This is a genomic window from Streptomyces sp. NEAU-sy36, assembly GCF_013423905.1.
GTDB classification, from domain to species: Bacteria; Actinomycetota; Actinomycetes; order Streptomycetales; family Streptomycetaceae; genus Streptomyces; species Streptomyces misionensis.
In genome coordinates, this window is sequence record NZ_CP058977.1 from 4,778,396 (window position 1) to 4,801,130 (window position 22,735).

26 protein-coding genes are annotated in these 22,735 nt (G+C 74.2%); 15 read left to right on the top strand and 11 right to left on the bottom strand.

The window, feature by feature from the left end; all coding sequences use genetic code 11:
- Positions 1–2 precede the first annotated feature (2 nt).
- A complete protein-coding gene (locus HZZ00_RS21685; protein ID WP_180327997.1) occupies positions 3–842 on the bottom strand; it encodes an SDR family oxidoreductase in 840 nt (279 codons plus the stop codon).
- 123 nt (positions 843–965) lie between these two features.
- Positions 966–1,493 carry an SRPBCC family protein gene (locus tag HZZ00_RS21690; RefSeq protein ID WP_180327998.1) on the bottom strand — a complete coding sequence of 176 codons (528 nt, stop codon included), beginning with the start codon at positions 1,491–1,493 and terminating at the stop codon, positions 966–968.
- Positions 1,494–1,716: 223 nt separating this feature from the next.
- Here HZZ00_RS21690 and HZZ00_RS21695 point away from each other — a divergent pair, with 223 nt between their 5' ends.
- The 4 genes from HZZ00_RS21695 to HZZ00_RS21710 are packed head-to-tail and all read left to right on the top strand — an operon-like array spanning position 1,717 to position 3,811.
- Positions 1,717–1,908, top strand: a complete 192-nt coding sequence (locus HZZ00_RS21695) for a hypothetical protein (RefSeq protein ID WP_180327999.1) — start codon at positions 1,717–1,719, stop codon at positions 1,906–1,908.
- Between the two features lie 28 nt (positions 1,909–1,936).
- On the top strand, positions 1,937–2,944 hold the full coding sequence (locus HZZ00_RS21700; RefSeq protein ID WP_180328000.1) for an iron-containing redox enzyme family protein: 1,008 nt from the start codon (positions 1,937–1,939) through the stop codon (positions 2,942–2,944).
- A 14-nt stretch (positions 2,945–2,958) separates the two neighbouring features.
- Entirely contained in the window at positions 2,959–3,633 is a 675-nt protein-coding gene (locus tag HZZ00_RS21705) for a HemK2/MTQ2 family protein methyltransferase (RefSeq protein WP_180328001.1), read from the top strand.
- Positions 3,614–3,811 (top strand): CDGSH iron-sulfur domain-containing protein, encoded by a 198-nt coding sequence (locus HZZ00_RS21710; RefSeq protein ID WP_071828548.1) that lies wholly within the window; start codon positions 3,614–3,616, stop codon positions 3,809–3,811. The genes HZZ00_RS21705 and HZZ00_RS21710 overlap by 20 nt, the downstream gene beginning before the upstream one ends.
- A gap of 202 nt (positions 3,812–4,013) precedes the next feature.
- Here HZZ00_RS21710 and HZZ00_RS21715 read toward each other — a convergent pair whose 3' ends face one another.
- The gene (locus tag HZZ00_RS21715) at positions 4,014–4,448 is read right to left on the bottom strand and encodes a subtilase-type protease inhibitor (protein ID WP_180328002.1); all 435 of its coding nucleotides are present in this window, start codon (positions 4,446–4,448) and stop codon (positions 4,014–4,016) included.
- A gap of 408 nt (positions 4,449–4,856) precedes the next feature.
- Between HZZ00_RS21715 and HZZ00_RS21720 the strand changes: the two genes are divergently transcribed.
- Complete coding sequence (locus tag HZZ00_RS21720; RefSeq protein ID WP_180328003.1) at positions 4,857–6,026, top strand: lactate 2-monooxygenase; 1,170 nt, start codon at positions 4,857–4,859, stop codon at positions 6,024–6,026.
- Between the two features lie 357 nt (positions 6,027–6,383).
- Here the strand turns inward: HZZ00_RS21720 and HZZ00_RS21725 are convergent, their stop codons facing one another.
- Together HZZ00_RS21725 and HZZ00_RS21730 are read right to left on the bottom strand one after the other, a co-directional pair.
- On the bottom strand, positions 6,384–6,761 hold the full coding sequence (locus HZZ00_RS21725) for a toxin Doc (protein ID WP_070023437.1): 378 nt from the start codon (positions 6,759–6,761) through the stop codon (positions 6,384–6,386).
- Between the two features lie 3 nt (positions 6,762–6,764).
- Entirely contained in the window at positions 6,765–7,007 is a 243-nt protein-coding gene (locus tag HZZ00_RS21730; protein WP_070023297.1) for a hypothetical protein, read from the bottom strand.
- Positions 7,008–7,216: 209 nt separating this feature from the next.
- Here HZZ00_RS21730 and HZZ00_RS21735 point away from each other — a divergent pair, with 209 nt between their 5' ends.
- Together HZZ00_RS21735 and HZZ00_RS21740 are read left to right on the top strand one after the other, a co-directional pair.
- Complete coding sequence (locus tag HZZ00_RS21735; RefSeq protein ID WP_180333650.1) at positions 7,217–7,939, top strand: 2OG-Fe(II) oxygenase; 723 nt, start codon at positions 7,217–7,219, stop codon at positions 7,937–7,939.
- 261 nt (positions 7,940–8,200) lie between these two features.
- Complete coding sequence (locus HZZ00_RS21740) at positions 8,201–10,582, top strand: SpoIIE family protein phosphatase (protein ID WP_180328004.1); 2,382 nt, start codon at positions 8,201–8,203, stop codon at positions 10,580–10,582.
- A 12-nt stretch (positions 10,583–10,594) separates the two neighbouring features.
- On the opposite strand, the gene HZZ00_RS21745 is transcribed toward HZZ00_RS21740, so the two are convergent.
- On the bottom strand, positions 10,595–11,179 hold the full coding sequence (locus HZZ00_RS21745) for an RNA polymerase sigma factor (protein ID WP_180328005.1): 585 nt from the start codon (positions 11,177–11,179) through the stop codon (positions 10,595–10,597).
- Between the two features lie 9 nt (positions 11,180–11,188).
- On the opposite strand from HZZ00_RS21745, the gene HZZ00_RS21750 reads away from it, so the two are divergent.
- From HZZ00_RS21750 to HZZ00_RS21765, 4 genes are all read left to right on the top strand, one after another.
- Positions 11,189–12,577 (top strand): serine/threonine-protein kinase, encoded by a 1,389-nt coding sequence (locus HZZ00_RS21750; protein WP_180328006.1) that lies wholly within the window; start codon positions 11,189–11,191, stop codon positions 12,575–12,577.
- Positions 12,578–12,726: 149 nt separating this feature from the next.
- Complete coding sequence (locus HZZ00_RS21755; protein WP_180328007.1) at positions 12,727–13,428, top strand: DUF4232 domain-containing protein; 702 nt, start codon at positions 12,727–12,729, stop codon at positions 13,426–13,428.
- An 82-nt stretch (positions 13,429–13,510) separates the two neighbouring features.
- Entirely contained in the window at positions 13,511–14,764 is a 1,254-nt protein-coding gene (locus tag HZZ00_RS21760) for an SLC13 family permease (RefSeq protein WP_180333651.1), read from the top strand.
- A gap of 14 nt (positions 14,765–14,778) precedes the next feature.
- Positions 14,779–15,273, top strand: a complete 495-nt coding sequence (locus tag HZZ00_RS21765) for a universal stress protein (protein WP_180328008.1) — start codon at positions 14,779–14,781, stop codon at positions 15,271–15,273.
- 24 nt (positions 15,274–15,297) lie between these two features.
- Here the strand turns inward: HZZ00_RS21765 and HZZ00_RS21770 are convergent, their stop codons facing one another.
- Positions 15,298–16,266 (bottom strand): aldo/keto reductase, encoded by a 969-nt coding sequence (locus HZZ00_RS21770; protein ID WP_180328009.1) that lies wholly within the window; start codon positions 16,264–16,266, stop codon positions 15,298–15,300.
- Positions 16,267–16,406: 140 nt separating this feature from the next.
- Between HZZ00_RS21770 and HZZ00_RS21775 the strand changes: the two genes are divergently transcribed.
- The 3 genes from HZZ00_RS21775 to HZZ00_RS21785 all read left to right on the top strand — a co-directional run bounded on the left by HZZ00_RS21775 (position 16,407) and on the right by HZZ00_RS21785 (position 19,298).
- Positions 16,407–17,252 (top strand): endo alpha-1,4 polygalactosaminidase, encoded by an 846-nt coding sequence (locus tag HZZ00_RS21775; protein WP_374028474.1) that lies wholly within the window; start codon positions 16,407–16,409, stop codon positions 17,250–17,252.
- 201 nt (positions 17,253–17,453) lie between these two features.
- Complete coding sequence (locus tag HZZ00_RS21780) at positions 17,454–18,293, top strand: SDR family oxidoreductase (protein WP_180328011.1); 840 nt, start codon at positions 17,454–17,456, stop codon at positions 18,291–18,293.
- Positions 18,294–18,443: 150 nt separating this feature from the next.
- Entirely contained in the window at positions 18,444–19,298 is an 855-nt protein-coding gene (locus tag HZZ00_RS21785; protein ID WP_257585016.1) for a hypothetical protein, read from the top strand.
- A gap of 1 nt (position 19,299) precedes the next feature.
- Here the strand turns inward: HZZ00_RS21785 and HZZ00_RS21790 are convergent, their stop codons facing one another.
- The 4 genes from HZZ00_RS21790 to HZZ00_RS21805 form a co-directional block, all read right to left on the bottom strand.
- Complete coding sequence (locus tag HZZ00_RS21790) at positions 19,300–19,842, bottom strand: flavoprotein (RefSeq protein ID WP_180328012.1); 543 nt, start codon at positions 19,840–19,842, stop codon at positions 19,300–19,302.
- An 82-nt stretch (positions 19,843–19,924) separates the two neighbouring features.
- The gene (locus HZZ00_RS21795; protein ID WP_180328013.1) at positions 19,925–20,143 is read right to left on the bottom strand and encodes a ferredoxin; all 219 of its coding nucleotides are present in this window, start codon (positions 20,141–20,143) and stop codon (positions 19,925–19,927) included.
- Between the two features lie 12 nt (positions 20,144–20,155).
- Positions 20,156–21,385 carry a cytochrome P450 gene (locus tag HZZ00_RS21800; RefSeq protein WP_180328014.1) on the bottom strand — a complete coding sequence of 410 codons (1,230 nt, stop codon included), beginning with the start codon at positions 21,383–21,385 and terminating at the stop codon, positions 20,156–20,158.
- A gap of 177 nt (positions 21,386–21,562) precedes the next feature.
- Positions 21,563–22,021 carry a nuclear transport factor 2 family protein gene (locus HZZ00_RS21805; protein WP_180328015.1) on the bottom strand — a complete coding sequence of 153 codons (459 nt, stop codon included), beginning with the start codon at positions 22,019–22,021 and terminating at the stop codon, positions 21,563–21,565.
- A 221-nt stretch (positions 22,022–22,242) separates the two neighbouring features.
- On the opposite strand from HZZ00_RS21805, the gene HZZ00_RS21810 reads away from it, so the two are divergent.
- A complete protein-coding gene (locus HZZ00_RS21810; RefSeq protein WP_180328016.1) occupies positions 22,243–22,692 on the top strand; it encodes a nitroreductase family deazaflavin-dependent oxidoreductase in 450 nt (149 codons plus the stop codon).
- Positions 22,693–22,735 lie beyond the last annotated feature (43 nt).

Here is a 22,735-nt window from a genome sequence, read left to right on the forward strand (position 1 = left end):
GTTCACCCGAACTGGGCGGCGAGCCGCCGGTAGAGGCCCGGCGCGGCCCCGCGCACCCGGGCCGGCAGCCGCAGCCAGCCGGGGACGTACACCTCGTCCCTGCCGCGTCGTACGGCGGTGAGCACCGCGTCCGCCACGCGTTCGGGGGGCACCGGCCGCGGCCAGGAGCGCCGGTAGGGTGCGCCGCGCCGGTCGAAGAAGGGGGTATCGACCACTCCGGGGACCACATGGGTGACGCCGACGCCGGTGCCGCGCAGTTCGTAGCGCAGGGCGTCGGCGAACGTGGCCACGGCGGCCTTGACCGCGGAGTACACCGCCTCCCCGCGCACGCCCACGCTGCCCGCGACGGAGCCGAGCAGCACGACGCGCCCGGAGCCGGCGGCGACCATGTGCGGCAGCAGGCCGCGCACCAGGTGCAGGGTGGCCAGCAGATCGGTGCCGACGAGTTCCTCGATGCGGGCGCGGGGCATGCCGGTGAAGTCGCCCGCCCAGCCGACACCGGCGCCCGCCACGACGAGGTCCACCCGGCCCAGGTGGTCCAGGGCGGCCTCGGCCACCCGGCGGTCGGCGCCGGGCCGGGTGAGGTCCGCGGCGACGGCCAGGGCCGAGATCTCGGCGGCCACCTGCTCCAGGCGGGTGAGGTCGCGGCCGTTGAGCACCAGCCGCCAGCCGCCCTCGGCGGCCAGCCGGCGGGCCACGGCCGCACCGATGCCGGAGGAGGCGCCGGTGACCAGGGCCGTGCCACGGCGGGCCGGCGCACCGGCCGGCGCGGCACCCGGGCCGGACTCCGTCACCGGCCGCGTGCGGTTCGACGGTCCTGCGGGGGACGGTGCATGGGACATGGTGGCGACCTCACTGCGACGGCGTACACGTCTCGCGAACTCCAGGGCCGAACCCTCGCGGTGTATCCAGGGCGCCACACCCTGAAACAACGCGCATGTGGAGATGGCGCGGACGGGGGCGGGTCACGGCCGGTCCAGGCCGGGTACCGGGGCGCCCGAGGGGACACCCGCGGCGAGGTACCCCTCGTAGTACGCCCTCCAGACCGGGGTCGGGCCGGCGGGCGGTCCCGCGGGGCGTTCGCCGCGCGCCAGGGCGTCGAGGGCGGCCAGGCACACCTCCCAGCCGGCGCCGTTGCGGGCGGCGGTCTCGGGGGCGTCGAGGACGTCGGTGAACGTCAGCCGGGTGCGGTCGGTGCCCGCCGGGTCCAGGGCGAAGCGGAGTTCGTCGCCGCCCCACGCGAAGGACAGCCGCCGGGGCGGGTCGACGGCGAGCACGCGGCCGGGGGGCAGGCCGGGGTCGTCGCCGAAGCGGACGGTGCCGCCGGGGCGCAGCTCCGGTTCCGCGCGGCAGGGGAACCACCGGGCGAGTTCGCCGGGGTCGGTCACGAAGTGCCAGACGCGTTCGGCGGGGTGGTCGTAGGCGCGGCTGAAGCGGACGGCCGGGCGGCCGTCGTCGAGGGTCAGGTAGCTGCCGGTGAGGTCGACGGACATGGCACCTCGGTCTTCCGGGGGCGGGGGTTTCCGGAGAGGTTCCCCGTCTGCCGGGAAACCCCGGCCGGCACCCCCGAACGGGCGTGGTCCGACGCGCCCACCGGTCACCCGCACGGCCGCGCCGGCGCCTCCGTCGGGGGCCTCGCCGCCGCCGTCCAGGCTTGAGACCGCCGTTGCGGGCAACCCGGGGATGATCAGACGACACCGACGGAAGGGAGACGTCATGTCCGGTGGAGACGAGCGCCAGGAGCGGCCCGAGACGGCCCTGGGCGAGGTGCTGCACGAGGCGGAGGAGGCCGAGCGGCGCGGTGAGAAGGATCGCGGCAGGGGCGAGGCGGGCGACGCCATCACCCCGAACACGGGGGCGCAGGAGCAGTCGAAGGGCGACCGCAAGACGCCCGGACGGCACCACTGAGCTGCCCGGACGCGGGTACCCGGGTGCCATGGACCACCTTGTGCGAGGACCCGAGCTGCCGGACGCCCGCGGACCGCTGTCCGCCGCGATCATCGCGTATCTGCGGGATGCCGGCCCCCTGCCGGACCCCGTGGACGCGGAGGACACGGACCCCTACGGCGACGATCCGCAGCTCGCCCTGTACCTGTGTTACGAGCTGCATTACCGAGGCTTCGCGGGTGTGTCCGCCGAGGCCGAGTGGGACCCGGACCTGCTGCGGGTGCGGGCCGCGCTGGAGCGCCGGTTCCTGGCCGCCTTGCGCGCCGACGCGCCGGTCCACGACAGTCTGGACGACGCGCTCGGTGCCCTCCTGGTGGAACCGGCCGAGGGCACCGGCGTGAGTCATTTCCTGTGCGCCGAGGGCGAGTTGTGGCAGCTTCGGGAGTACGCGGCGCAGCGTTCCCTGTACCACCTGAAGGAGGCCGACCCGCACGCCTGGGTGCTGCCGCGGCTGTGGGGCCGGGCGAAGGCGGCGATGGCGGCGGTCGAGTACGACGAGTTCGGCGGCGGCCGCGCCGAGCGGGTCCACGCGCGCCTGTTCGCCGACCTGATGCGGGACCTGGAGCTGGACACCGGGTACGGGCGGTTCCTGGACGCGGCCCCGGCCGAGATGCTCGCCGTCGTCAACCTGATGTCCCTGTTCGGCCTGCACCGCGCCCTGCGCGGAGCGCTGGTGGGCCACTTCGCCGACGTGGAGATCACCTCCTCCCCCGGCTCCCGGCGCCTGGCCGAGGCGCTGCGCCGCACCGGAGCGGGGGCGGCCGCGCAGTTCTTCTACGACGAGCACGTGGAGGCGGACGCGGTGCACGAGCAGGTGGTCCGGCACGAGGTGATCGGCGGTCTCCTTGAGGAGGAGCCGGAGCTGGCCGGGGACATCGCCTTCGGCATCGACGCCACCGAGTACCTGGAGGACCGGCTGGCCCGGCGGCTGCTGTCCGAGTGGCGCGCGGGGCGGTCGTCGCTCCGCGTGCCCCTGGGAGAGCCGAGCACGGTGTGACCCATACATCCGCTATGTACGGGTACTCGCGTTCCGTGATCGCATTGCTGATTCCGGGCGTCTACGCCCCACAGGACGACACGGCGCTGCTGGCCGAGGCCCTGCGCGAGGAAGTGGTGCCGCCTGGGGCACAGGTTCTCGACGTGGGCACCGGGAGCGGCGCGCTGGCGCTGACGGCGGCCCGCATGGGCGCCGAGGTGACCGCGGTGGACGTGTCCCGGCGGGCGGTGTGGACGGCCCGGCTGAACGCCTGGCTGACGCGGCTGCCGGTGCGGATCCGGCGCGGTGACCTCTTCACCCCGGTGCGCGGGCGGACCTACGACATGATCCTCGCGAACCCGCCCTACGTCCCCGCGCCGCACACCGCAGACGGTCCGCGCGGCCGGTCCCGGGCCTGGGACGCCGGCCACGACGGGCGGCTGCTGCTGGACCGCATCTGCCAGGGCGCGCCCGCGCTGCTGGCACCCGGGGGCGTGGTGCTGATCGTGCAGTCCGCGCTGAGCGATCCCGATCGGACCGTGGACCTGCTGCGCGGCGCGGGGCTGAAGGCCGCGGTGGTGCGGCGGCGCTGGATCGAGCTCGGGCCGGTGCTGCGGTCCCGGGCCGACTGGCTGCGCGGGCGCGGTCTGCTGGCGCCGCACGAGACGAGGGAAGAGCTGGTGGTGATCCGTGCCGAACGAACCTGCTGAGCGTGCCCGGCGGATCACGGTGCAACGGCGCGGGCCGCTGCTCGTGGAGGGGCCGGTGGAGGTCGAACTGGAGGACGGTACGACGGTGTCCTCCGACCGGTTCCGTGTCGCTCTGTGCACCTGCCGGCGCAGCCGCCGCTACCCCTGGTGCGACACCAGTCACCGGCGCAAGGCCTGAGCACCGTCCGTTTTTGGCCGCTCCCCGGCAGGACCCCCACGGACCTGACCGGGGAGCGGCTTCGGTGCCGGGCAGGCAGCGGGCGACCCCACTTCGCCCAACGGCCCGGCGCGAGACCGCGGGTTCCCCGCTTCACAGGGCCGCACTCCCCAGTCACGGTCCTGATCGGTGTCCACGCGGGGGCACCTGCGACCCCGGTCCACTAGAACGCGAAGAGGCTGCCGCCCGTCGCGTCCCGCTCACAGGTGTTGCCGAAGGTGCGCTCGTACGAGACGCGCCGGCCCTGCCACACGCCCTGGACGGTGATGACCACGGGGTCGTACAGCTTGTTGCACCACACGCCCTCGCGCGCCTTGAGGGCGTCGAGGTCGCCACCGACTCCGCGCAGCTCCGCGCAGGCCTCGGCGGCGGCCGGGTGGGTGCCGGAGGCGCCGGGGGCGCAGTTGAGGGTGACGGCACGCTCGGGGGCCGCCGTGGCCGCGTCGCCGCCGTGGCCGGTGGTCAGCACCAGCGCCGAGGGGGCGTAGAGCGAGGCGGGGGCGGCGTCCGGTGCGGCGACGGCGGCCCCGGTCAGGGGTCCGCAGACGGCGACGGCCGTGAGGCCGAAGGCCGCTGCCCAGCGCGCGGTGTTCCGCATTGTGTGCATCCTTCCGCTCGAACAGACAGGGTGCCGGCTCCGTTTCCGGTGGGACGTCGGAGCGGCGAGCGCCACTCTGCCGAGTCCCCCGCGGAAACACACATCGACCCCACGGCTTTCGGTAACCTTTCGTGTTGAATCAGTGGCGTGAAGTCACAGAATTCGAACGACAGGACCCGGTAACTGGGCGGAAGTTGCCGTCAAGAAGCCGTCAATTGGCTGAAAATCAGCGCTTATTTAATCGTCCGGAAACATTCCGACCTTGCCACCCACGGCCCCCTTCATGACTCCCCGTGTTCATGGAACGATCACCGGAGGCGGGGGCTCCGCCCGGGGCCGACTCCCCCACTACCGGCCAGTATTGTCGGCGCCGCACGCGAACTCGGCCCGGGAAGACGGGAGCAGCGGATGGCCAGGCACTGGGCGGACTTCCAGTACGAGATCTACCTGAACGGGATGTCGGGTGCCGTGCCCCGGCTCCCGACCGACCTGACCCGGCTGGAGGAGCTCGCCGAACACCGGCTCGGTCCGGGCCCCGTGGGCTATGTGGCGGGCAACGCGGGCGACGGCAGCACCGCCCGCGCCAACCGCGCGGCTCTCGCCCGGCGCCGGATCGTGCCGCGGATGCTCCGCGACGTACGGGAGCGCGATCTGTCGGTCGAGGTCTTCGGGCGGAGCCTTCCGGCGCCGCTCGCCCTGGCGCCCGTGGGGGTGCTGTCGATCATGCACCCGGACGCCGAGTCCGCAGCCGCGCGGGCCGCGGCCGCGCAGGGCGTGCCGTATGTCCTGTCGTCCGCGTCCAGCACGCCGATGGAGCAGGTGGCGGAGGCGATGGGGGACGCCGAGCGGTGGTTCCAGCTGTACTGGGGCAAGGACCGCGAGGTGACCCGGAGTTTCCTCGGGCGGGCGAGGGCGGCCGGGTTCTCGGTGCTGGTGGTCACACTGGACACCCCGCTGCTGTCCTGGCGGCCGCGCGATCTGGACCAGGCATATCTCCCGTTCCTGCACGGGGTGGGCACCGCCAACTACTTCACCGACCCGGCCTTCCGGGCCGGCCTGGCCAAGCCGGTGCACGAGGATCCCAACGCGGCGGTGCTGCACTTCCTCGGCCTGTTCGGGGACCCCGGCCACACCTGGCCGGACCTGGAGTTCCTGCGGGCGCACTGGGACGGGCCGATCGTCCTCAAGGGCGTGCTGCACCCGGACGACGCCCGGCTCGCGGCGGACGCTGGGATGGACGGCGTGGTGGTCTCCAACCACGGCGGACGGCAGGTCGCCGGGTCCGTCGCGGCGGCCGACGCGCTGCCCCGGGTCGCGGCGGCGGCCGGTGACCGGCTGACGGTGCTGTTCGACAGCGGAATCCGCACCGGGGACGACGTGTTCAAGGCGCTCGCCCTCGGCGCGGAGGCGGTTCTGCTGGGCCGGCCGTACGTCTACGGCCTGGGCCTGGACGGCGAGGCGGGCGTGGCCCACGTCGTCCGCTGCCTGCTCGCCGAACTCGACCTGACCCTCGCCCTCTCGGGCCACACCACCCCGGCAACCCTCACCCCGGCCGACCTGGCCGAGGACCCGGCCTGACAGAGGAGGCCCCGGCCTGGCGGGGGCTGGTTCGGCGCCCGGTCCGAACCCCCGGAGCCGGGACGGACGGACGTCCCGGCCGGGCCCGGGGCCGGGGCGTACGCGCACACCCCGTGTGAACCCCGCGCACCCATCGCGCGGGCGCGCACCGTACCGCCGCGCCCGCGCCGGTGGTGGACTGGGCCCGGCCTCTCGGAAGGCCCCGCGCGGGACGGCGGCTCTCCCGTGCGCGACCGGCCGGCGGCCCGTTCTGCCCGCCCCGGCCGGCGGCCCCGGCGCCTTCCCCCTCCGGCCGGGCGGGCACGGACGGCTCCGCGGCCTGCCGGCGAAGCCCCCGTCGGGCCGGCTGCCGGTGGATCAGATCTGCCAGGAGCGCAGCCGGTCGGCGGCGCCGTAGACGTCGGTCTTGCCGGAGAGCAGGTCGCGGGCGAGGTCCACGAGGGCGCCGTAGGGCGGGTCGATGCCGACGCCGCTGACGAACATGTAGGCCACGGCGGTGGCACAGGCGAAGCGGGCGTTGGCGGTGGGCAGGGGCCTGAGCAGGGTGAGGGTGTGCAGCAGGGCGGCGGCCCGCCAGGCGGGGTCGGAGTCCACGCCGAGCCTGGGCGGATCGACCCGGTGCCGGGCGACGGCGGCGACCAGCGCGGAGAAGTCGTCGACCGCGGGCTGGTCGGGCAGCACTTCCTCGTGCCGCTGGAGCAGCCACGGGACATCGATGTGGATGACGGGAGGCATCACTCAGGCGGCCTCGCCCCGTGCGACGGGAGGTTCGTCCTCGGGGAAGGCGGCCGCGAATTCCTCGGCGTGAGTGGTGAAGAAGCTGCGGAACGCCTCGGCGCCCTCCTGGAGCGCCCGGTGCCGGGCGATGTCGGCGGCGGCGGCCTCGCGGACGAGGGCCTTCATCGACGTACCTCGCTCTTTGGCGATCTGCCGCAGGTCCTCTAGTTCCCGTTCGCTGAACTCCACGTTGAGAGCTGGCATGGACCAAACGGTACCGCTCGGGTACTCACCCGTAAATATGCGCAGGTCATCTCACACCTGATGTGGTACCGGCCATGACCTGCGGCACCCGAGGGCCACGTCCGTTATCCGCCGGTCGCGCCCCGCCCGGCGCCGCAGACTCGACATGGAGAGGCCACGAGAACCGTCCGGGAGGACCGATGACCACCGATCCGATGGAGGCGCCGGGCATGACACCCACCCCGGCCGAGGTCCGCCGCCGGGTGGCCGGCACCGACTGGACCGCGATCGCGGCCGAGCTGGACGAGTACGGCTGCGCGGCCACCGGCCCCCTGCTGACGCCCGCCGAGTGCGCCGCGCTGGCCGCCCTGTACGACCGGCCGGAACTGTTCCGCACCACCGTCGACCTGGCCCGGCACCGGTACGGCTCCGGCGAGTACCGCTACTTCACCCATGACCTGCCCGCCCCGGTGGCCGCGCTGCGCGCCGCGCTCTACCCGCGGCTGCTGCCGGTGGCCCGGGACTGGGCGGCCCGGCTCGGCCGCCCCGCCCCCTGGCCCGACGCGCTGGACGAGTGGCTGGCCCGCTGCCACTTCGCCGGCCAGGACCGCTCGGCGCAGATCCTGCTGCGCTACGGGCCCGGCGACTGGAACGCCCTGCACCGGGACGTGTTCGGGGAGCTGGTCTTCCCGCTGCAGGTGGTGCTCGCCCTGGACGCGTACGGCGACGACTACACGGGCGGCGAGTTCCTGATGGTCGAACAGCGGCCGCGGGCCCAGTCCCGGGGCACGGCGACCGTGCTGCGGCAGGGGCACGGGCTGGTGTTCACCACCCGGGACCGCCCCGTGCGCACGCGGCGCGGCTGGTCTGCCGGGGCGATGCGGCACGGGGTGAGCACCGTGCGGTCCGGGCGGCGGCGCACCCTCGGGCTGGTGTTCCACGACGCCGCGTGACCAAATGTTCGCCGGGCGCCGCTGCCGACCCACAAGCGCACACGAACGGTCTCGAACAAACAGATTCCGACCAACCCTTGCAACGCAACCAAAAAAATGCGCAAGCACCTTGTGACCTGCGGAGACCGGCGATCTTGACCGTGTTCGGCCAACCAGTCGTCCGCCCGGGTGCCGACGTTCACCGGCAGGCCCGACCCACTAGTCTGGACTCACGAGTAGTGCCACCTGTTCACTGTGAGTGTGCGCTTGGGAGCGGCGACGATGAGCCGGGTCTATCCGTTCGACGAGGCGGCGACGGCCCGGGCTGTCCTCGATGACGACGGGACGCTGGTGGAGTGGAACGAGGGCGCGCGGCGTCTGCTCGGCCACCCCGCCGACACCGTCGTGGGCCGTCCCGCCGCCCGTCTGCTCGCCGGACCGGCGCCCAGCCTGCCCACGGGCGCCCGCCGCTGGCACGGCACGCTCGGGCTGCGCCACCGGGACGGCCGCAGCCTGGATGTCTGGCTGCTCGCCCAGCGGCTGCCGGGCCCCGACGGTGCCGGGGACCGCTGGGTCCTCGTCACCCCCCTGACCGGCACCGAGCCACCCGCCGAGGACGATCCGCTGGGCGAGGCGGGCCTGATGCAGTCGCCGTGCGCGCTCGCCGTGTACGACGAGGACCTGCGGCTGCGCCGGATGAACGACGCGATGGCCGCGCTCTGCGGGCTGCCCGAGGACGACCGGACGCGGGGGCTGCACTTCACGGAGGTCGTCGGTGAGCCTGAGGGCGAGGAACTGGCCCGCGGCATCCACGAGGTGCTGGAGAGCGGCCGGCCACGGGACGTGCAGACCTTCATGCGGGCGGGCGGCGAACAGCGGGCGCACGCCTGGCTCGTGCGGATGAACCCGGTGCGGGACCGGGCCGGCCGGGTGCGCGGGGTGTGCCTGGCCGTGCACGACGTCAGCGAGAACCACCGGGCCCGGCAGCGCCTGCAACTGGTGAACGAGGCGAGCGTGCGCATCGGCACCACCCTCGACGTCACGCGTACCGCGCAGGAGCTGGCCGACATGTGCGTGCCCGCGCTGGCCGACTTCGTCACCGTCGACCTGCTGGACCCCGAGGAGTACGGCGGGGAGCCACCGGCCCGGGTCACCACCCCGGTCACCCTGCGCCGCGCCGCCCATCGGTCGGTCCTCGACGGGGTGCCGGAGGCGGTGCTGAAGCCCGGACAGAACGAGCGCTATCCGGCCGGTTCCCCGCAGGCGGACGCGCTGGCCGCGGGCCGGACGATCATCGCCTCGATGGCCGCGGGCGACATGCGCCCGTGGCTGGACTGGAACAGCGCCCGCACCCGGCAGGTGCGCAGCTTCGGCATCCACTCCACGATGGCGGTCCCGGTGCGCGCCCGCGGACTCACCCTGGGGGTCGCGGTGTTCTCCCGGCACCGGCGCCCGGAGGGCTTCGCCCCGGACGACCGGCTGCTGGCGGAGGAGATCACCACCCGCGCCGCGGTCTGCATCGACAACGCCCGGCGCTACTCGCGCGAGCGCGAGACCGCCCTCGCCCTGCAGCGCAGCCTGCTGCCCCGCACCCTGCCGCGCACGGCCGCCCTGGAGGCCTCCTCCCGGTATCTGCCGGCCGCGCGGGCCGGGGTGGGGGGCGACTGGTTCGACGTGATCCCGCTGTCCGGGCTCCGGGTCGCGATGGTCGTCGGCGACGTGGTCGGGCACGGCATCCAGGCATCGGCCACCATGGGCCGGCTGCGCACCGCCGTACGCACCCTCGCGGACATCGACCTGGCCCCGGACGAGCTGCTCACGCATCTGGACGATCTGGTGGTGCGGCTCGCGGAGGAGGCCGGCGACGGCAGCACCGGCGAGGTCGGCGCGACCTGTCTGTACGCGGTCTACGACCCGGTGTCGCGCTGCTGCACGCTGGCCCGGGCCGGGCATCCGCCGCCCGTGCTGCTGCCGCCGGGCGGCCGGCCGCACCAGCTGGACGTGCCCGCGGGTCCCCCGCTGGGCCTGGGCGGACTGCCCTTCGAGTCCACCGAGGTGGATCTGGCGGAGGGCACCGTGCTCGCCCTGTACACGGACGGTCTGGTGAAGTCCCGGGAGCGGGACGCGGACGCCGGGCGCGGGCTGCTGTACCAGGCGCTGGAGGCGTACGCCGGTTCGCTGGACGCCTCCTGCGACCGCATCCTGCGCGCCCTGCTGCCCTCCGGCGGTGTCGCCGACGACGTGGCGCTGCTGCTGGCCCGTACCCAGGGTCTGCCCGCGTCCCAGGTGGCGACCTGGGACATCCCGGCCGATCCGGCACTGGTGGCGCCGATCCGCAAGCAGGTGGTGGAGCAACTGGACACCTGGGGGCTCAGCGAGGCCGCGTTCACGGCGGAGCTGGTGGTCAGCGAGCTGGTCACCAACGCCATCCGGTACGGCGCCCATCCGATCCGGCTGCGGCTGATCCATGACGCGGCCACCCTGATCTGCGAGGTCTCCGACACCAACCCCACCGCCCCGCATCTGCGCCGGGCCAAGACCTTCGACGAGGGCGGCCGGGGGCTGCTGCTGGTCGCCCAGCTCACCCAGCGCTGGGGCAGCCGGCACGGCTCGCAGGGCAAGACGATCTGGGCGGAACTGCCGCTGTACGAGGAGGAGCAGTAGACCGGGCGGTGGTCAGGAACCGGTGAGCCAGGGCCGTACCTTCCTGCGGGCCTCGTGCAGGCGGGACTTGAGGGTGCCGAGCGGAAGGCCGGCGCGTTCGGCGGCCTCGGCGTAGTCCAGCTGGCAGATGTCCCGGTACACCAGCGGCGCCACCAGCTGCGGGTGTTCGCGCTCCAGTCGGTCCAGGGCCTCCAGCAGGTCCACCCGGGAACCGGCGATGACGCTGGTGGTGCGCGGGTCGACGGCGTGCGCCGGCTCGATGGCGGCGGGCTGTTCGGCGGCCCGCCGCTTCAGCTCGCGGTACTTCTGCCGGCAGCAGTTGGCGACCACGGTGTACAGCCAGGTGCCGAAGCGGCTGCGGCCCTCGAAGGTGCCGATGCGGCGGGCCACTTGCAGCAGCACGTCCTGGGCGGCCTCCTCGGCGTCCTCCCGGCACGGCAGGAAGCGCCCGCAGCGGCGCAGCACCTCGGGCCGCAGCTCGGTCAGCAGCCGGTCCAGGGCCGCCGTGTCCCCGGCGGCGGCACGCCGGGCGAGGTCCTCCACCGGCGTCTCGTCCTGCACGTCGGGCCCTCCTTCGGTCGATCTCGGGGCAGGCATGATAGTCGCATGCACTCCCTGGAGCGGATCGGCCGCTACCGCCTCGAACGGCCGCTGGGCACCGGTGCGTTCGCCACCGTGTGGCTCGCCCAGGACCCGGAGCTCGACGCCCCGGTGGCGGTGAAGGTCCTCGCCGAGAACTGGTCGCACCGGCTGGACGTAAGGGACCGCTTCCTGTCCGAGGCGCGGCTGCTGCGCCGGGCCGGCTCCAGCCGGGTGGTGCAGGTCTACGACATCGGCGAACTCCCGGACGGCAGGCCGTACTTCGTGATGGAGTACGCCGACGCGGGCACCCTCGCCGAGCTGCTGGCGGACGGCCCGCTGCCGGTGCCCGACGCGCTGGCGCTGACGGCGGAGGCCGCGCGGGCCGCCGCCGCGCTGCACGAGGCGGGGATCGTGCACCGCGACATCAAGCCGACCAACCTGCTGCTGCGCACCGCCCCGGACGGCACCCGGCGGGTGCTGCTGGCCGACCTGGGGCTCGCCAAGAGTCTGGCGCAGGCCTCGGTGCTGACGCTCGCGGCGGGCTCGGCGGGGTACCGGCCGCCGGAGCAGGCCGAGCCCGGCGAGGGCATCGACGAGAGGGCCGACGTCTACAGCCTGGGCGCGGTCGGCTACGAACTGGTCACCGGGAGCGTGCCGGGAGCGCCGGGGAAGGTGGTGCCGCCCGGGCGGCTGCGGCCGGGCCTCGGGGACGACGTGGCGCGGGCCCTGCTGCGCGCGCTGGAACCGGACCGGAACCGGCGCTGGCCGGCCGCGCGGGAGTTCGCGGCCGAGCTGGACCGCCTGGCGGCGGGGCCCGGCGGGCCCGCGCGGCGGCGGCTGGACCGGGTCCGCGGGCGGCTCGGCGCGGTGACGCTGACGGTCGCCGCGCTCGCCGCCGCGGCGGTGACGGCGGCCGCGGTGACCGTGGTCCTGCACCACGACGGCACGGCGCGGCAGGCCCGGGTGGCGGACGCGCACGGGCGGGTGAGCGTGCGGGTGCCGGCCGGCTGGGACCGCCAGTTGCGCGACTCCGGCTGGGACCCGCGGGCGCTGGGCCTCGGCGCGGGCCACGAGCCGGGTCTGGTGGTCGCCGACGACCTCGCCCACTGGCCCGAACTGGACGCCCCCGTGGACGGGGTGTTCGTCGGGGTCAGCGAACACGGTGACGTCACCGCCCGGGTGAAGGCGCTCACCCATCCCGGCTGCCACTACTCCGGCAGCCGCGCTTTCACCGGCGCCGGCTGGCACGGCCTGGTGCGGGCCTGGAGCGGCTGTCCGGACGGCGGCTCGATCACCGAGTCGGCGCTGGTCCCGGCGGCCGGTGCCGGCGATCCCCAGGTGTACGTGCAGCTACGCCAGCGGGGTGACGGGGACGCCACCGATGGCGTACTGCGCTCGCTGAGGGTGGGCTGAGGAGTCGGCCGGGCGCCGAAGTGGGGAAAAGAACCCCTGTGTTCCGAACTTTTCCCACGGTCCGTGCATCGGAGTGGGGTGACGGCGCACTCGGCACCGTAGGCACGCGTCCGCACGCGTGCCCCGACCCTCCAGGAGTGTTGAGCGACATGGTGTACACCCCTCGGTCCGCGCGGCGCGGGGCCCTGCTCGCGGGCTCGATGGCCGTGCTGGGCCTGCTGACCGCCTGTGGCAACGGCCAGACCGTGCACAGCGATCCGCCCGTGACGGCCTCCGGTACGGCCGCGCCCGCGACCGATGCCTCGACGCCGTCGGCGTCCGACAGCCCGGCCGCACCCTCCGCCGGGTCCCCCACGCCCACCGGCGCCGCCTCGACGGCGGTGTCCCGGGCGACCCGGACCTCGGGCAGCGCGGGAGCGACCGCGGCGACGAGCACCCGCTGCCACACCTCCGAACTGCGCGCCTCGGTGGGCCGCAACGACCCCGGCGCCGGTCAGGAGAACTTCCCCCTGGTCCTCACCAACGCCTCCCACCGGACCTGCACCCTGCGCGGTTTCCCCGGCGCGGCCTTCGTGAGCGCGGGCGGCGCCCAGCTCGGCCCCGACCCCCGGCGCGAGTCGGGCTCCCCCACGACCGTCACCCTGCGGCCCGGGCAGAGCGCCTGGGCCGGGCTGACCTTCTCCAACCCGGAGGTCAGCGGCGCCAGGACGGCGAAGCCGGCCGCGCTGCTGATCACCCCGCCGGACGAGCGGGACCATCTGAAGGTGGCCTGGACGGGCGGCGCGGTACCCGTCTCCGGGAACTCCTCGTCCGTCTTCCTGACCGTGTTCAGCCCCGGTACCGCGCCCTGACCCGCCCGTGCCGACGGCGCGGGCACCGGGGGCGTCTGTTTTCATGGGCGGGAATGCCTGATCGATTCCGGAAGGACCCGCCCTGAACAGCCCGCTCGCCGAAGCACTCTCCGTCGTACTGCTCCTCGCGGTACTGGCCTTCGCCGTGGTACGGCCCTTCGGCTGGCCGGAGGCGGTCGTGGCCGTCCCGGCCGCCGGGGTCGCGATCGCCACCGGCGCCATCTCCCTCGACCACGCCCGGGCCGAGGCCGAGCAGCTGGGGCCGGTGGTCGGTTTCCTCGCGGCGGTCCTGGTGCTCGCCCACTTCTGCGACGTGGAGGGGCTGTTCAGGGCGTGCGGGGCGTGGATGGCCCGGTGGGCGGCGGGCCGTCCGGTGCGGCTGCTGACGGCGGTCTTCGCGCTCGCCTCCGCGATCACCGCCGTGCTCAGCCTGGACGCCACGATCGTGCTGCTCACCCCGGTGGTGTTCGCCACCGCCGCACGCACCGGCGTACGCCCCAAGCCGCATGTGTACGCCTGCACGCATCTGTCGAACACGGCGTCACTGCTGCTGCCCGTGTCCAATCTGACGAACCTGCTGGCGTTCGCGGCCAGCGGGCTGAGCTTCACCCGGTTCGCGGCGCTGATGGCACTGCCGTGGCTGGCGGCGATCGCCGCCGAGTACCTGGTGTTCCGGCGGTTCTTCGCCGGTGACCTGACCGCGGCGGCACCGGCGGCCCCGGACACCGGCGAACAGCCCCCCTTCCCCCGGTTCGCGCTGGTGACCGTCGCCTGCACGCTGGCCGGGTTCGTGGTGGCCTCGCTGTTCGGCGTCGAGCCCGCCTGGGTGGCGGCGGCCGGGGCGCTGGTGCTGGCCGGGCGGGCGCTGCTGCGGGGCCGGGCGACCCCGCTGGGCGTGGTGCGGGCGGCGGCCCCGGCGTTCCTCGCGTTCGTGCTGGCGCTGGGCATCGTGGTCCGGGCGGTGGTCGACAACGGGCTCGCCGACGTGCTCGGGCGGGTCGTGCCGGGCGGCACCGGACTGCCCGCGCTGCTGGGGATCGCCGCGCTGGCCGCCGTACTGGCGAACATCGTCAACAACCTGCCCGCGGTGCTGGTCCTGCTGCCGCTGGCGGCGCCGGCCGGCCCGGGCGCGGTGCTCGCGGTGCTGCTCGGGGTGAACATCGGCCCGAACCTGACCTATGCCGGGTCGCTGGCCACCCTGCTGTGGCGGCGGATCGTGCACCAGCACGAGCACGGGGTGAACCTCGGGGAGTTCACCCGGCTGGGTCTGCTCGCCGTGCCGTCCTCCCTGGCCGTCGCGGTGGTGGCACTGTGGGGGTCGCTGCACGTCTTCTGAGGGAGGCCGACCGTATGCGTGTGATCGCCTGGCTGGTGGAGGGGACCTGGCCCGCCTGTGTGGACGCCGTGCGCACCCATGCGCCGGAGAGCGCCGAGGTGGTGCTGCTGCACGTCAGCGGGCCCGACGTGCCCGGGGTGGCGCACGGCGCGTTCGCCGGGCTGCTGGGCCGGGGGCACCCGGAGCGCGATCCGGGCGCCCTGCTGGAGCGGCTCGGCGACACGTCGGCGGCGCAGCTCCTCTTGGCCGCGGCCGAGCGGCTGGGCCGGCCCTGTGCACGCGAGGAGCGCTCGGGCCGGGTCGAGCGGGAGGTGGTGGCCGCCGCCGAGGGAGCGGACCTGCTGGTGCTGGCGCGGGACGGCGACCGGTCCCGGCTGGGCCCGCACAGCCTCGGCCCGGCGGGCCGGTTCGCCGTCGACCACGCCCCCTGCCCGGTCCTCCTGGTCTGGCCGGAACCGGCTCCCGGTCTGGCGACCATCCCTCCCCCGCCGCCGCACCCCCACCCCTGAACCGGGCCCCGGCCCGGCGGTCGCTCAGTGGCCGCTGATGGCGTGCGGGGCGTAGGGCCGCTCCAGCTCCTCGATCTCCTTGTCCGACAGGGTGAGCTCGACGGCCGCGACCGCGTCGTCGAGGTGCCGCGGCTTGCCGGCGCCGACGATCGGCGCGGTCACGGTGGACTGGTGCAGCAGCCAGGCCAGCGCCACCTGGGCGCGCGGCACGCCCCGTTCGTCCGCGATCCGGGTGACCGCCTCCACGATCGAGCGGTCGCTGTCCGGGTACAGCCGGCTGCCGAAGGCGTCGTGCTCGCTGCGGTCGGTGACCGCGCCCCAGTCACGGGTGAGCCGGCCCCTGGCGAGCGGGCTCCACGGCAGCACGCCGACGCCCTGGTCCGCGCAGAGCGGCAGCATCTCCCGCTCCTCCTCGCGGTAGAGCAGGTTGTAGTGGTTCTGCATGGAGACGAACTTCGTCCAGCCGTGCCGCTCGGCCGTGTACTGCGCCTTGGAGAACTCCCACGCGTACATCGAACTGGCCCCGATGTAGCGGGCCTTGCCCGCCTTGACCACGTCGTGCAGCGCCTCCATCGTCTCCTCGATCGGCGTCTCGTGGTCGTAGCGGTGGATCTGGTAGAGGTCGACGTAGTCGGTGCCGAGGCGGCGCAGGCTGTGGTCGATCTCGGTCATGATCGCCTTGCGGGACAGCCCGCCGCCGTTGGGACCCGGCCGCATCCGGCCGTGCACCTTGGTGGCCAGCACGATCTCGTCGCGGTTCGCGAAGTCCTTCAGGGCCTTGCCGACGATCTCCTCGCTGGTGCCGTCCGAGTAGACGTTGGCGGTGTCGAAGAAGTTGATGCCCGCGTCCAGCGCCTGCCGGATCAGCGGACGGGATGCCTCCTCGTCCAGGGTCCATTCGTGGTTGCCTCTGTCCGGCAGTCCGTAGGTCATGCAGCCCAGACAGACGCGCGAGACGTCCAGGCCCGTCGAACCGAGCTTCACATACTGCATCGTTGCTGCTCCTGCCTTCGGGACGGGTGATCACCTCCGAGCCTACGACGTGGCTCGGCACCGGCTTGACGCCCTCGGCGCGCGGACGATTTGATCCTGACACGTGCCGCGCCGCCCGGCGTGGGCAGGAAGGAGCGGACGTGCCCCTTAGGGGTGTCTTTCGCGCCACCGGTCCGGCCAGGACCACCGGCGCCCTGTCACTGGCCCTCGGCGTCGCCGTCTCGGTACTGGCGGGCTGCGCCGCGCCCGACGGGACCGGCTCCGCGAAGCCCGCCGCCGTCCGGCTGCCGCCGCGGCACGCCGGGTTCGACTACCAGATCGGCGGCGCGTACACACCGCCGGCCGGGGTGCGGATCGTCAGCCGCGACCGGTCCGACACGCCCGCGCCCGGCCTGTACAACATCTGCTACGTCAACGCCTTCCAGGCGCAGCCCGACGAGCGCGGCTCCTGGCCGCGCGACCTGCTGCTGCGCGACGCGCACGGCGGGGTCGTCGTCGACCGGGACTGGAACGAGGCGCTGCTGGACATCGGCACCGCGGCCAAGCGCGAGCGGGTGGCGCAACGGGTGAACCGCTGGATCGACGGCTGCGCGCGCAAGGGCTTCGACGCGGTGGAACCGGACAACTACGACAGCTACACCCGCTCCCGGGGACTGCTCGACGCGGGCGACGCGACGGCCTTCATGGCGCTGCTCTCCCGCCACGCGCACGCCCGGCACCTGGCCATCGCCCAGAAGAACACCGCCGAACTGGCCGGGCAACGACGCCGGGCCGGACTGGACTTCGCGGTGACGGAGGAGTGCGGGCAGTACGACGAGTGCGGGGTGTACGCGAAGGCGTTCGCGGACCGGGTAGTGGACATCGAGTACACCGCGAGCGGTCTGCGCAAGGCCCTCGCGGGCTGGGGGAACCGCCTGAGCATCGTCCGCCGCGACCGTGACGTCACGACACCGGGCAGCGAGGGGTACGTGCGCGCGGTGCGCTAGGACGCGCAGGACAGGGCGGACGACGGGGGCATGGTCGCACGCAGCGTCCGGGGCCACCGCGGCGGGGCGGGTGCGGGCACCCCACGGCCACCGGGTACAAAGGTCGCCGTGTCCCGCCCCGGGTTTCGGGTGATGGGGCTTCGGTCACCCGGCCGGTCCCGGCCGCCGGGTGGCGCCATCACCGACCGAAGGAGTTCGACCATGGGATACGACGAGGCGGCGGGCTCGGCCGTGGTGACGGGGGCGTCGTCCGGAATCGGTGCCGAGTACGCCCTCCGGCTGGCGCGGCGCGGCTGGAACCTGGTGCTGGTGGCCCGGCGCGCCGATCGGCTCGACTCCCTGGAGCGACGGCTGCGGGCGGAGACCGGGGCGGAAGTGGAGTCGGTGGTGGCCGATCTCGCGCGCTCCTCGGACCTCGCCCGGGTCGCCGAGCGGGTCGCCGCGGACGATGTGGCGCTCCTGGTGAACAACGCGGGGATCAACGGCTACGGCTCCTTCGCCGAGGTCGACCCGGCCCTGCTGACCAAGGTGATCGGCGTGAACGTCGTGGCGCCGACGGTCCTGACCCGCGCCGCCGTCCCCGGCATGGTGGCGCGGGGCCGCGGCGCGGTCGTCAACGTCGCCTCGCTGCTGGCGTTCGCCGGCGCCCTGCCGCCCGGCCCCCTCCCGCAGCGGGCCGTGTACGGGGGCACCAAGGGGTACATGGTGACGTTCACCAGGACCCTCGCCGCCGAACTCGCCGGCACCCCGGTCGGCGTCCAGGTCGTCTGCCCCGGCCTCACCGCCACCGAGTTCCACCTGGGCACGGGTGAGGCGCCCGTCGCCGGGGAGGCCCGGGTCCACGACGAGGGCGGCATGGCACCGGCCGACGTCGTCACCGCGTCCCTCGCCGCCCTCGCGGCCGGGGAGGTGGTGTGTGTGCCCGGTCTGACCGAGCCCGCGGCCGTGGACCGGCTCGCCGAGGCGGAACTGGCCGTGCGCAACGGCTCCGGCACCACCCTGGCCCCCCGCTACCGGGCCGCGGAGCGCGCACACGACTGAACGGGTGCCGCCACCGGCCTTCCGGGCGCAAGTGTTGCTGCCACCAGGTGACCGCCCGGCGTGGGAGGCGGCCGAAGGTCGTACCGTCGGATGATCCTCGACCGCAGGCGACCGGTGCCCGGCCGGTCACGGCCGTACCGGAGGAACGCGGTGCCGACCCATCCGACCACGCTGAAAGCCCTGGCCGGGGCGGCGCTGCTGCCCCTGGCCCTCGTCACCCCCGCCTGGGGGAGCCCCGCCGCGCCGGCCCCGCGGGCCGACCAGCCGAGCACCCTGTGCGCCGTCGCCGGCACCCTGCGCGGCGACCACGGCCAGCACGCCGTGGTCTCCCTGTGCGCGGGCACCGGGACCCCTCGGTTCTCCGTCTCCGCCCCCGCCTCCTGCGGCCGGGCCGGTACCCGCGTCCGGTACAACTGCCGCAGCGACGGCAGGTGGACGGCCACCCGCTCAGGGAAGACCCTGGCCGGCGGCACGCTGCCCGGCTCGGGCGAGTACCCGGGGCCCGGGACGTACGACATCACGGCCACCGTGCGGGTGCGCTCCGCGCCCGCCGGGGTCGATCTCACGGGCACGGTGCGGGCCACCCTGACCCTGACCGATCCCAAGGCGAAGCCCACCCACGCCATCACCGTCGACCGGACGACGCTGCACCGCAACGCCACCACCACGTTGACCTACACCGTCCGCAGGGACAGCGCGCAGGGCGACGGCAGCGGGCGGTTCGGGCTGATCGGCGAGGCGGGCACCGGCGTGCGGATCACCACCTCCGACGCCCGCTGCGTCAACCCGCTGGTCGGCGAGTACCCGGCGAAGACCCGGCTGCCCTACTCCCTGGACTGCGCGCTGACCGAGTTGCAGCCCGGCCACCCTGAGCGGGTGAAGGTCCGTGTCACGGTCGGCGGCACCTGCTCCACGGTGGTGTCCAAGCTCGGCTTCTGGATGCCGGACGGCCAGGCGCTGGAGACCGGCGGCATGCTGGAGGGCCCGAAGCTGACCTGCGTCTGAGTCAGGGCCTCTCCAGCAGGTCGAGGGCCGAGGTCCAGGCGAACTCCGGGCGGCTGCCGTCCGGGCCCGGCTCGCCGGAGTACGGGTCCCCGAAGCGGACGCCCATCCCGCGCAGCCGTGCCAGGCTGTCCCGGTAGGCGGGGTGGGCGGCCAACGCCCCGGCGACACAGGGCAGCACGGCGACGGGCACCCCGAGTCCCGCGGCCTCGCACAGGGTGCCGAGGGCCAGGGTGTCGGCGATGCCCGCCGCCCACTTGTTGACGGTGTTGAAGGTGGCCGGCGCGACCACCACGGCGTCCGGCGGCGGGAACGGGCGCGGGTCGGCCGGTGACCGCCACGCCGACCGCACGACGCGGCCGGTCTGCGCCGCCACCGCCGCGGAGTCGAAGAACCCGTTCATCGCGACCGGAGTGGCGATCACCCCGACCTCCCAGTCCCGCTCCTGCGCGGCCGTGATCAGCTTGCTGACGCCCGCGGCGATCCCGGCGGCGCAGACGACGACGTACAGGAAGGGCTTCTCGCGTGTTCCGGCGTGTTCGGTCACCCGGGAAGCGTATCGAGCGACGACCGTCCGTACGGGCGCCCCCGCCCCCCATCGTCCGGGGTGGCGGGGGGCGCCCGGCCGGTCAGTCCGCCTGTGTCGGTGCCGGTTCGGAGTCCGTGACGGTGATCGCGCCCACCGGGCACGCACGGGCGGCCTCGCGGACCATGGGATCGCCCGCCCCGTCCTCATGGCCGGGGACCAGCATGCTGAAGCCGTCGTCGTCCTGGGTGAACACGCCCGGCGCGGTCAGCGCGCACTGCCCCGCGCCGATGCAGGCGTCCTTGTCGATCTCGATGTGCATGAGCTGAGCCTCTTACCAGGTCACGGGGAGTTCCAGCATCCCCTGGATGGTGTCGCCGGGTTTGAACGGGATGGTGTCGGCGGGTGCGGCCAGCCGCAGGCCGGGCAGCCGGCTGAGCAGGGTGCCGAGGGCGATCTCCAGCTCCGCGCGGGCCAGATTCTGGCCCAGGCACTGGTGGATGCCGAAACCGAACGCCACGTGGTGGCGGGCGGGGCGGTGGAAGTCGAGGACGTCCGGGTCCTCGTACTGGTCGGGGTCGCGGTTGATCACCGAGGTGGAGAAGAAGACACCGTCGCCGGCCCGGATGGTGGTGCCGTCGACCTCGATGTCCTCCAGCGCCACCCGCGCGAGCCCGTCGGCGATGGACAGCATCCGCATCAGTTCCTCGACCGCGGCGGGCAGCAGCGCCGGGTCGGCCCGCAGTTCGGCCAGCCGGGCGGGGTTCTCCAGGAGGGTGTAGGTGCCGAGGGAGATCATGTTGGCGGTGGTCTCATGGCCCGCGACCAGCAGGATCACGGCGAGCAGCACGACCTCGCCGCGCTCCAGCGTGCCCTGGGCCAGCTGCTGGTGGACCAGTTCGTCGAGGACGCCGTCGCCCGGTTCGGACTCCCGCTGCTTGACGTCGATCAGACCGCCGATGTAGTCCTCCAGGCGGGCACGGGCGGCCCGGGTGTCCTCGGCCGTCGGACCGCGCAGCAGCCGCCGGGACTGCTCCTCGAAGAACTCGTGGTCGGAGTAGGGCACGCCGAGCAGGTCGCAGATGACCATAGACGGTACGGGCAGCGCGAACGAGGAGACCAGCTCGGCGGGCGGCCCCTTCTCGATCATCGTGTCCAGCAGGCCGTCCACGATGCGCTGGATGGCGGGCCGCAGCCCGCTCGCGCGTTTGACGGTGAACGACGGGATCATCATCCGCCGCTGCCGCTGGTGCTCGGGGTCGTCCTGGCCGAGCAGGGCCACCCGGCGGTCGCGGACGCCCTCGAAGCGCTTGGTGGGCACCGGGAACTCGGGGCGCCGGCGGTCGCTGGACAGCCGGGGGTCGGCGAGCAGCGCGCGGGCGGCGGCGTGCCCGGTGACCAGCCAGACCTCGCGCCCGTCGTACAGGGTGACGCGGGACAGGGGCCGCTGCTCGCGCAGCGGGGCGTAGCCGGTGGGCGGGTGGTAGGGACAGGTGCGGTCCTGGGGGAAGGCGACGGGGTCGGCCGGGGTAGCCGGGCCGGTGATGTCCGTCAGTTCCGTCATGGAAAGACCTCGCAGACGAAGAAGTGCCTCGTGCCGATCTTCATTAGATGCCTCAGGCACCTATGAATCGACGGCAAGTTCGGCCACTTCCATGTTCTCCCCGATCTGTCCGATCCGCGAAGGTACGAGGAACCGGATCCGGCCATTCGGCCCCGGTCCGCGCGGCGGCGGGGCGGTTCAGGGCCGCCGGTCGCCTTCGGCGGACCTGGCGAAGGCACGGGCGACGGTGAGGCTGTCCTCGTAGACGTGATGGCGTACGACGAGGCCCTCGCGGACCGTCAGATGGAGGGCGAACCGGGCGGCGTAGGACCGGCCGGTCGGTGCGGCGGTCTGCCGGAGGACGCCGAGCACGACCGCGTCCTCGCCGTCGACCAGGATCCGCTCGACCGTGGTGGCCGCCTTCTCGGGGATGTGGTGGGCGGCCAGTTCCCGGTAGTGGGCGGCCGCGTCGGCGCGGGTGGCCCGGTGCCGGATCCACGGGGTGTCCGGGCCGCCGTGCTCCTCCTCGGGCCAGTCCAGCCGCCAGTCGCAGTCGTCGGCGTACAGCTCGGCGATCCGGTCCGGCTCGCCCTCGTCGATCCTGGCGAGCAGTTCCTGGACGGTGGTGCGGGTGGCGCGGGGGTGGCCGGTCGGCAAGGCGGGTGCTCCGGGGAAAGGGCGGGTCACGGCGACACCACTGTGCCGGGACCGGCCGGGTGACGCGATCACCCGGCGGGTAGTGATCTTGTTCGAGTTGTCATCCCGGCCGGCGTGAGGGCGTCGGTGGCGGGGAAGCACGGTACGGATGATTCACCGGGCATCCGGTGTTGCAGCCGGATGACGGACCATCCGTTGGAACGACGAAGGGGACTGATCCGATGCCTCTCGAGGGTGAGTACGAGCCGAGCCCCGAGCAGTGGGTGCGCGAGCAGGTCGAGTTGTACGAGAGTTCGGGCGGGACGGAGGGCACCACGCTGCGCGACACCGGGCTGCCGGTGATCGTGCTGACCACCCGGGGCGCGAAGAGCGGGAAGATCCGCAAGACGCCGCTGATGCGGGTGGAGCACGAGGGTGCGTACGCGGTGGTCGCCTCGCAGGGCGGCGCCCCGAAGCACCCGGTGTGGTACTTCAACATCAAGGCCGATCCGCGGGTCGAGCTGCAGGACGGCCCGGTGCGGCAGGACATGGTGGCGCGCGAGGTCACCGGGGCCGAGAAGGCCCAGTGGTGGGAGCGGGCGGTGGCCGCGTTCCCGCCGTACGCGGACTACCAGCGCAAGACGGACCGGGAGATCCCGGTGTTCGTGCTGGAGCGGGCCGGGGACAGCTGACCGGGCCGGGCCGCGGCCCGTTCCGGAGGATCCTCCGCCCGGC

Bases quoted from the DNA above. Each gene is read 5' to 3' on its own strand.
- HZZ00_RS21685 (WP_180327997.1), bottom strand. From the start codon at position 842: ATGTCCCATGCACCGTCCCCCGCAGGACCGTCGAACCGCACGCGGCCG.
- HZZ00_RS21690 (WP_180327998.1), bottom strand. From the start codon at position 1,493: ATGTCCGTCGACCTCACCGGCAGCTACCTGACCCTCGACGACGGCCGC.
- HZZ00_RS21695 (WP_180327999.1), top strand. From the start codon at position 1,717: ATGTCCGGTGGAGACGAGCGCCAGGAGCGGCCCGAGACGGCCCTGGGC.
- HZZ00_RS21700 (WP_180328000.1), top strand. From the start codon at position 1,937: ATGGACCACCTTGTGCGAGGACCCGAGCTGCCGGACGCCCGCGGACCG.
- HZZ00_RS21705 (WP_180328001.1), top strand. From the start codon at position 2,959: ATGTACGGGTACTCGCGTTCCGTGATCGCATTGCTGATTCCGGGCGTC.
- HZZ00_RS21715 (WP_180328002.1), bottom strand. From the start codon at position 4,448: ATGCGGAACACCGCGCGCTGGGCAGCGGCCTTCGGCCTCACGGCCGTC.
- HZZ00_RS21720 (WP_180328003.1), top strand. From the start codon at position 4,857: ATGGCCAGGCACTGGGCGGACTTCCAGTACGAGATCTACCTGAACGGG.
- HZZ00_RS21725 (WP_070023437.1), bottom strand. From the start codon at position 6,761: ATGCCTCCCGTCATCCACATCGATGTCCCGTGGCTGCTCCAGCGGCAC.
- HZZ00_RS21730 (WP_070023297.1), bottom strand. From the start codon at position 7,007: ATGCCAGCTCTCAACGTGGAGTTCAGCGAACGGGAACTAGAGGACCTG.
- HZZ00_RS21735 (WP_180333650.1), top strand. From the start codon at position 7,217: ATGACACCCACCCCGGCCGAGGTCCGCCGCCGGGTGGCCGGCACCGAC.
- HZZ00_RS21740 (WP_180328004.1), top strand. From the start codon at position 8,201: ATGAGCCGGGTCTATCCGTTCGACGAGGCGGCGACGGCCCGGGCTGTC.
- HZZ00_RS21745 (WP_180328005.1), bottom strand. From the start codon at position 11,179: ATGCCTGCCCCGAGATCGACCGAAGGAGGGCCCGACGTGCAGGACGAG.
- HZZ00_RS21750 (WP_180328006.1), top strand. From the start codon at position 11,189: ATGCACTCCCTGGAGCGGATCGGCCGCTACCGCCTCGAACGGCCGCTG.
- HZZ00_RS21755 (WP_180328007.1), top strand. From the start codon at position 12,727: ATGGTGTACACCCCTCGGTCCGCGCGGCGCGGGGCCCTGCTCGCGGGC.
- HZZ00_RS21765 (WP_180328008.1), top strand. From the start codon at position 14,779: ATGCGTGTGATCGCCTGGCTGGTGGAGGGGACCTGGCCCGCCTGTGTG.
- HZZ00_RS21770 (WP_180328009.1), bottom strand. From the start codon at position 16,266: ATGCAGTATGTGAAGCTCGGTTCGACGGGCCTGGACGTCTCGCGCGTC.
- HZZ00_RS21780 (WP_180328011.1), top strand. From the start codon at position 17,454: ATGGGATACGACGAGGCGGCGGGCTCGGCCGTGGTGACGGGGGCGTCG.
- HZZ00_RS21795 (WP_180328013.1), bottom strand. From the start codon at position 20,143: ATGCACATCGAGATCGACAAGGACGCCTGCATCGGCGCGGGGCAGTGC.
- HZZ00_RS21800 (WP_180328014.1), bottom strand. From the start codon at position 21,385: ATGACGGAACTGACGGACATCACCGGCCCGGCTACCCCGGCCGACCCC.
- HZZ00_RS21810 (WP_180328016.1), top strand. From the start codon at position 22,243: ATGCCTCTCGAGGGTGAGTACGAGCCGAGCCCCGAGCAGTGGGTGCGC.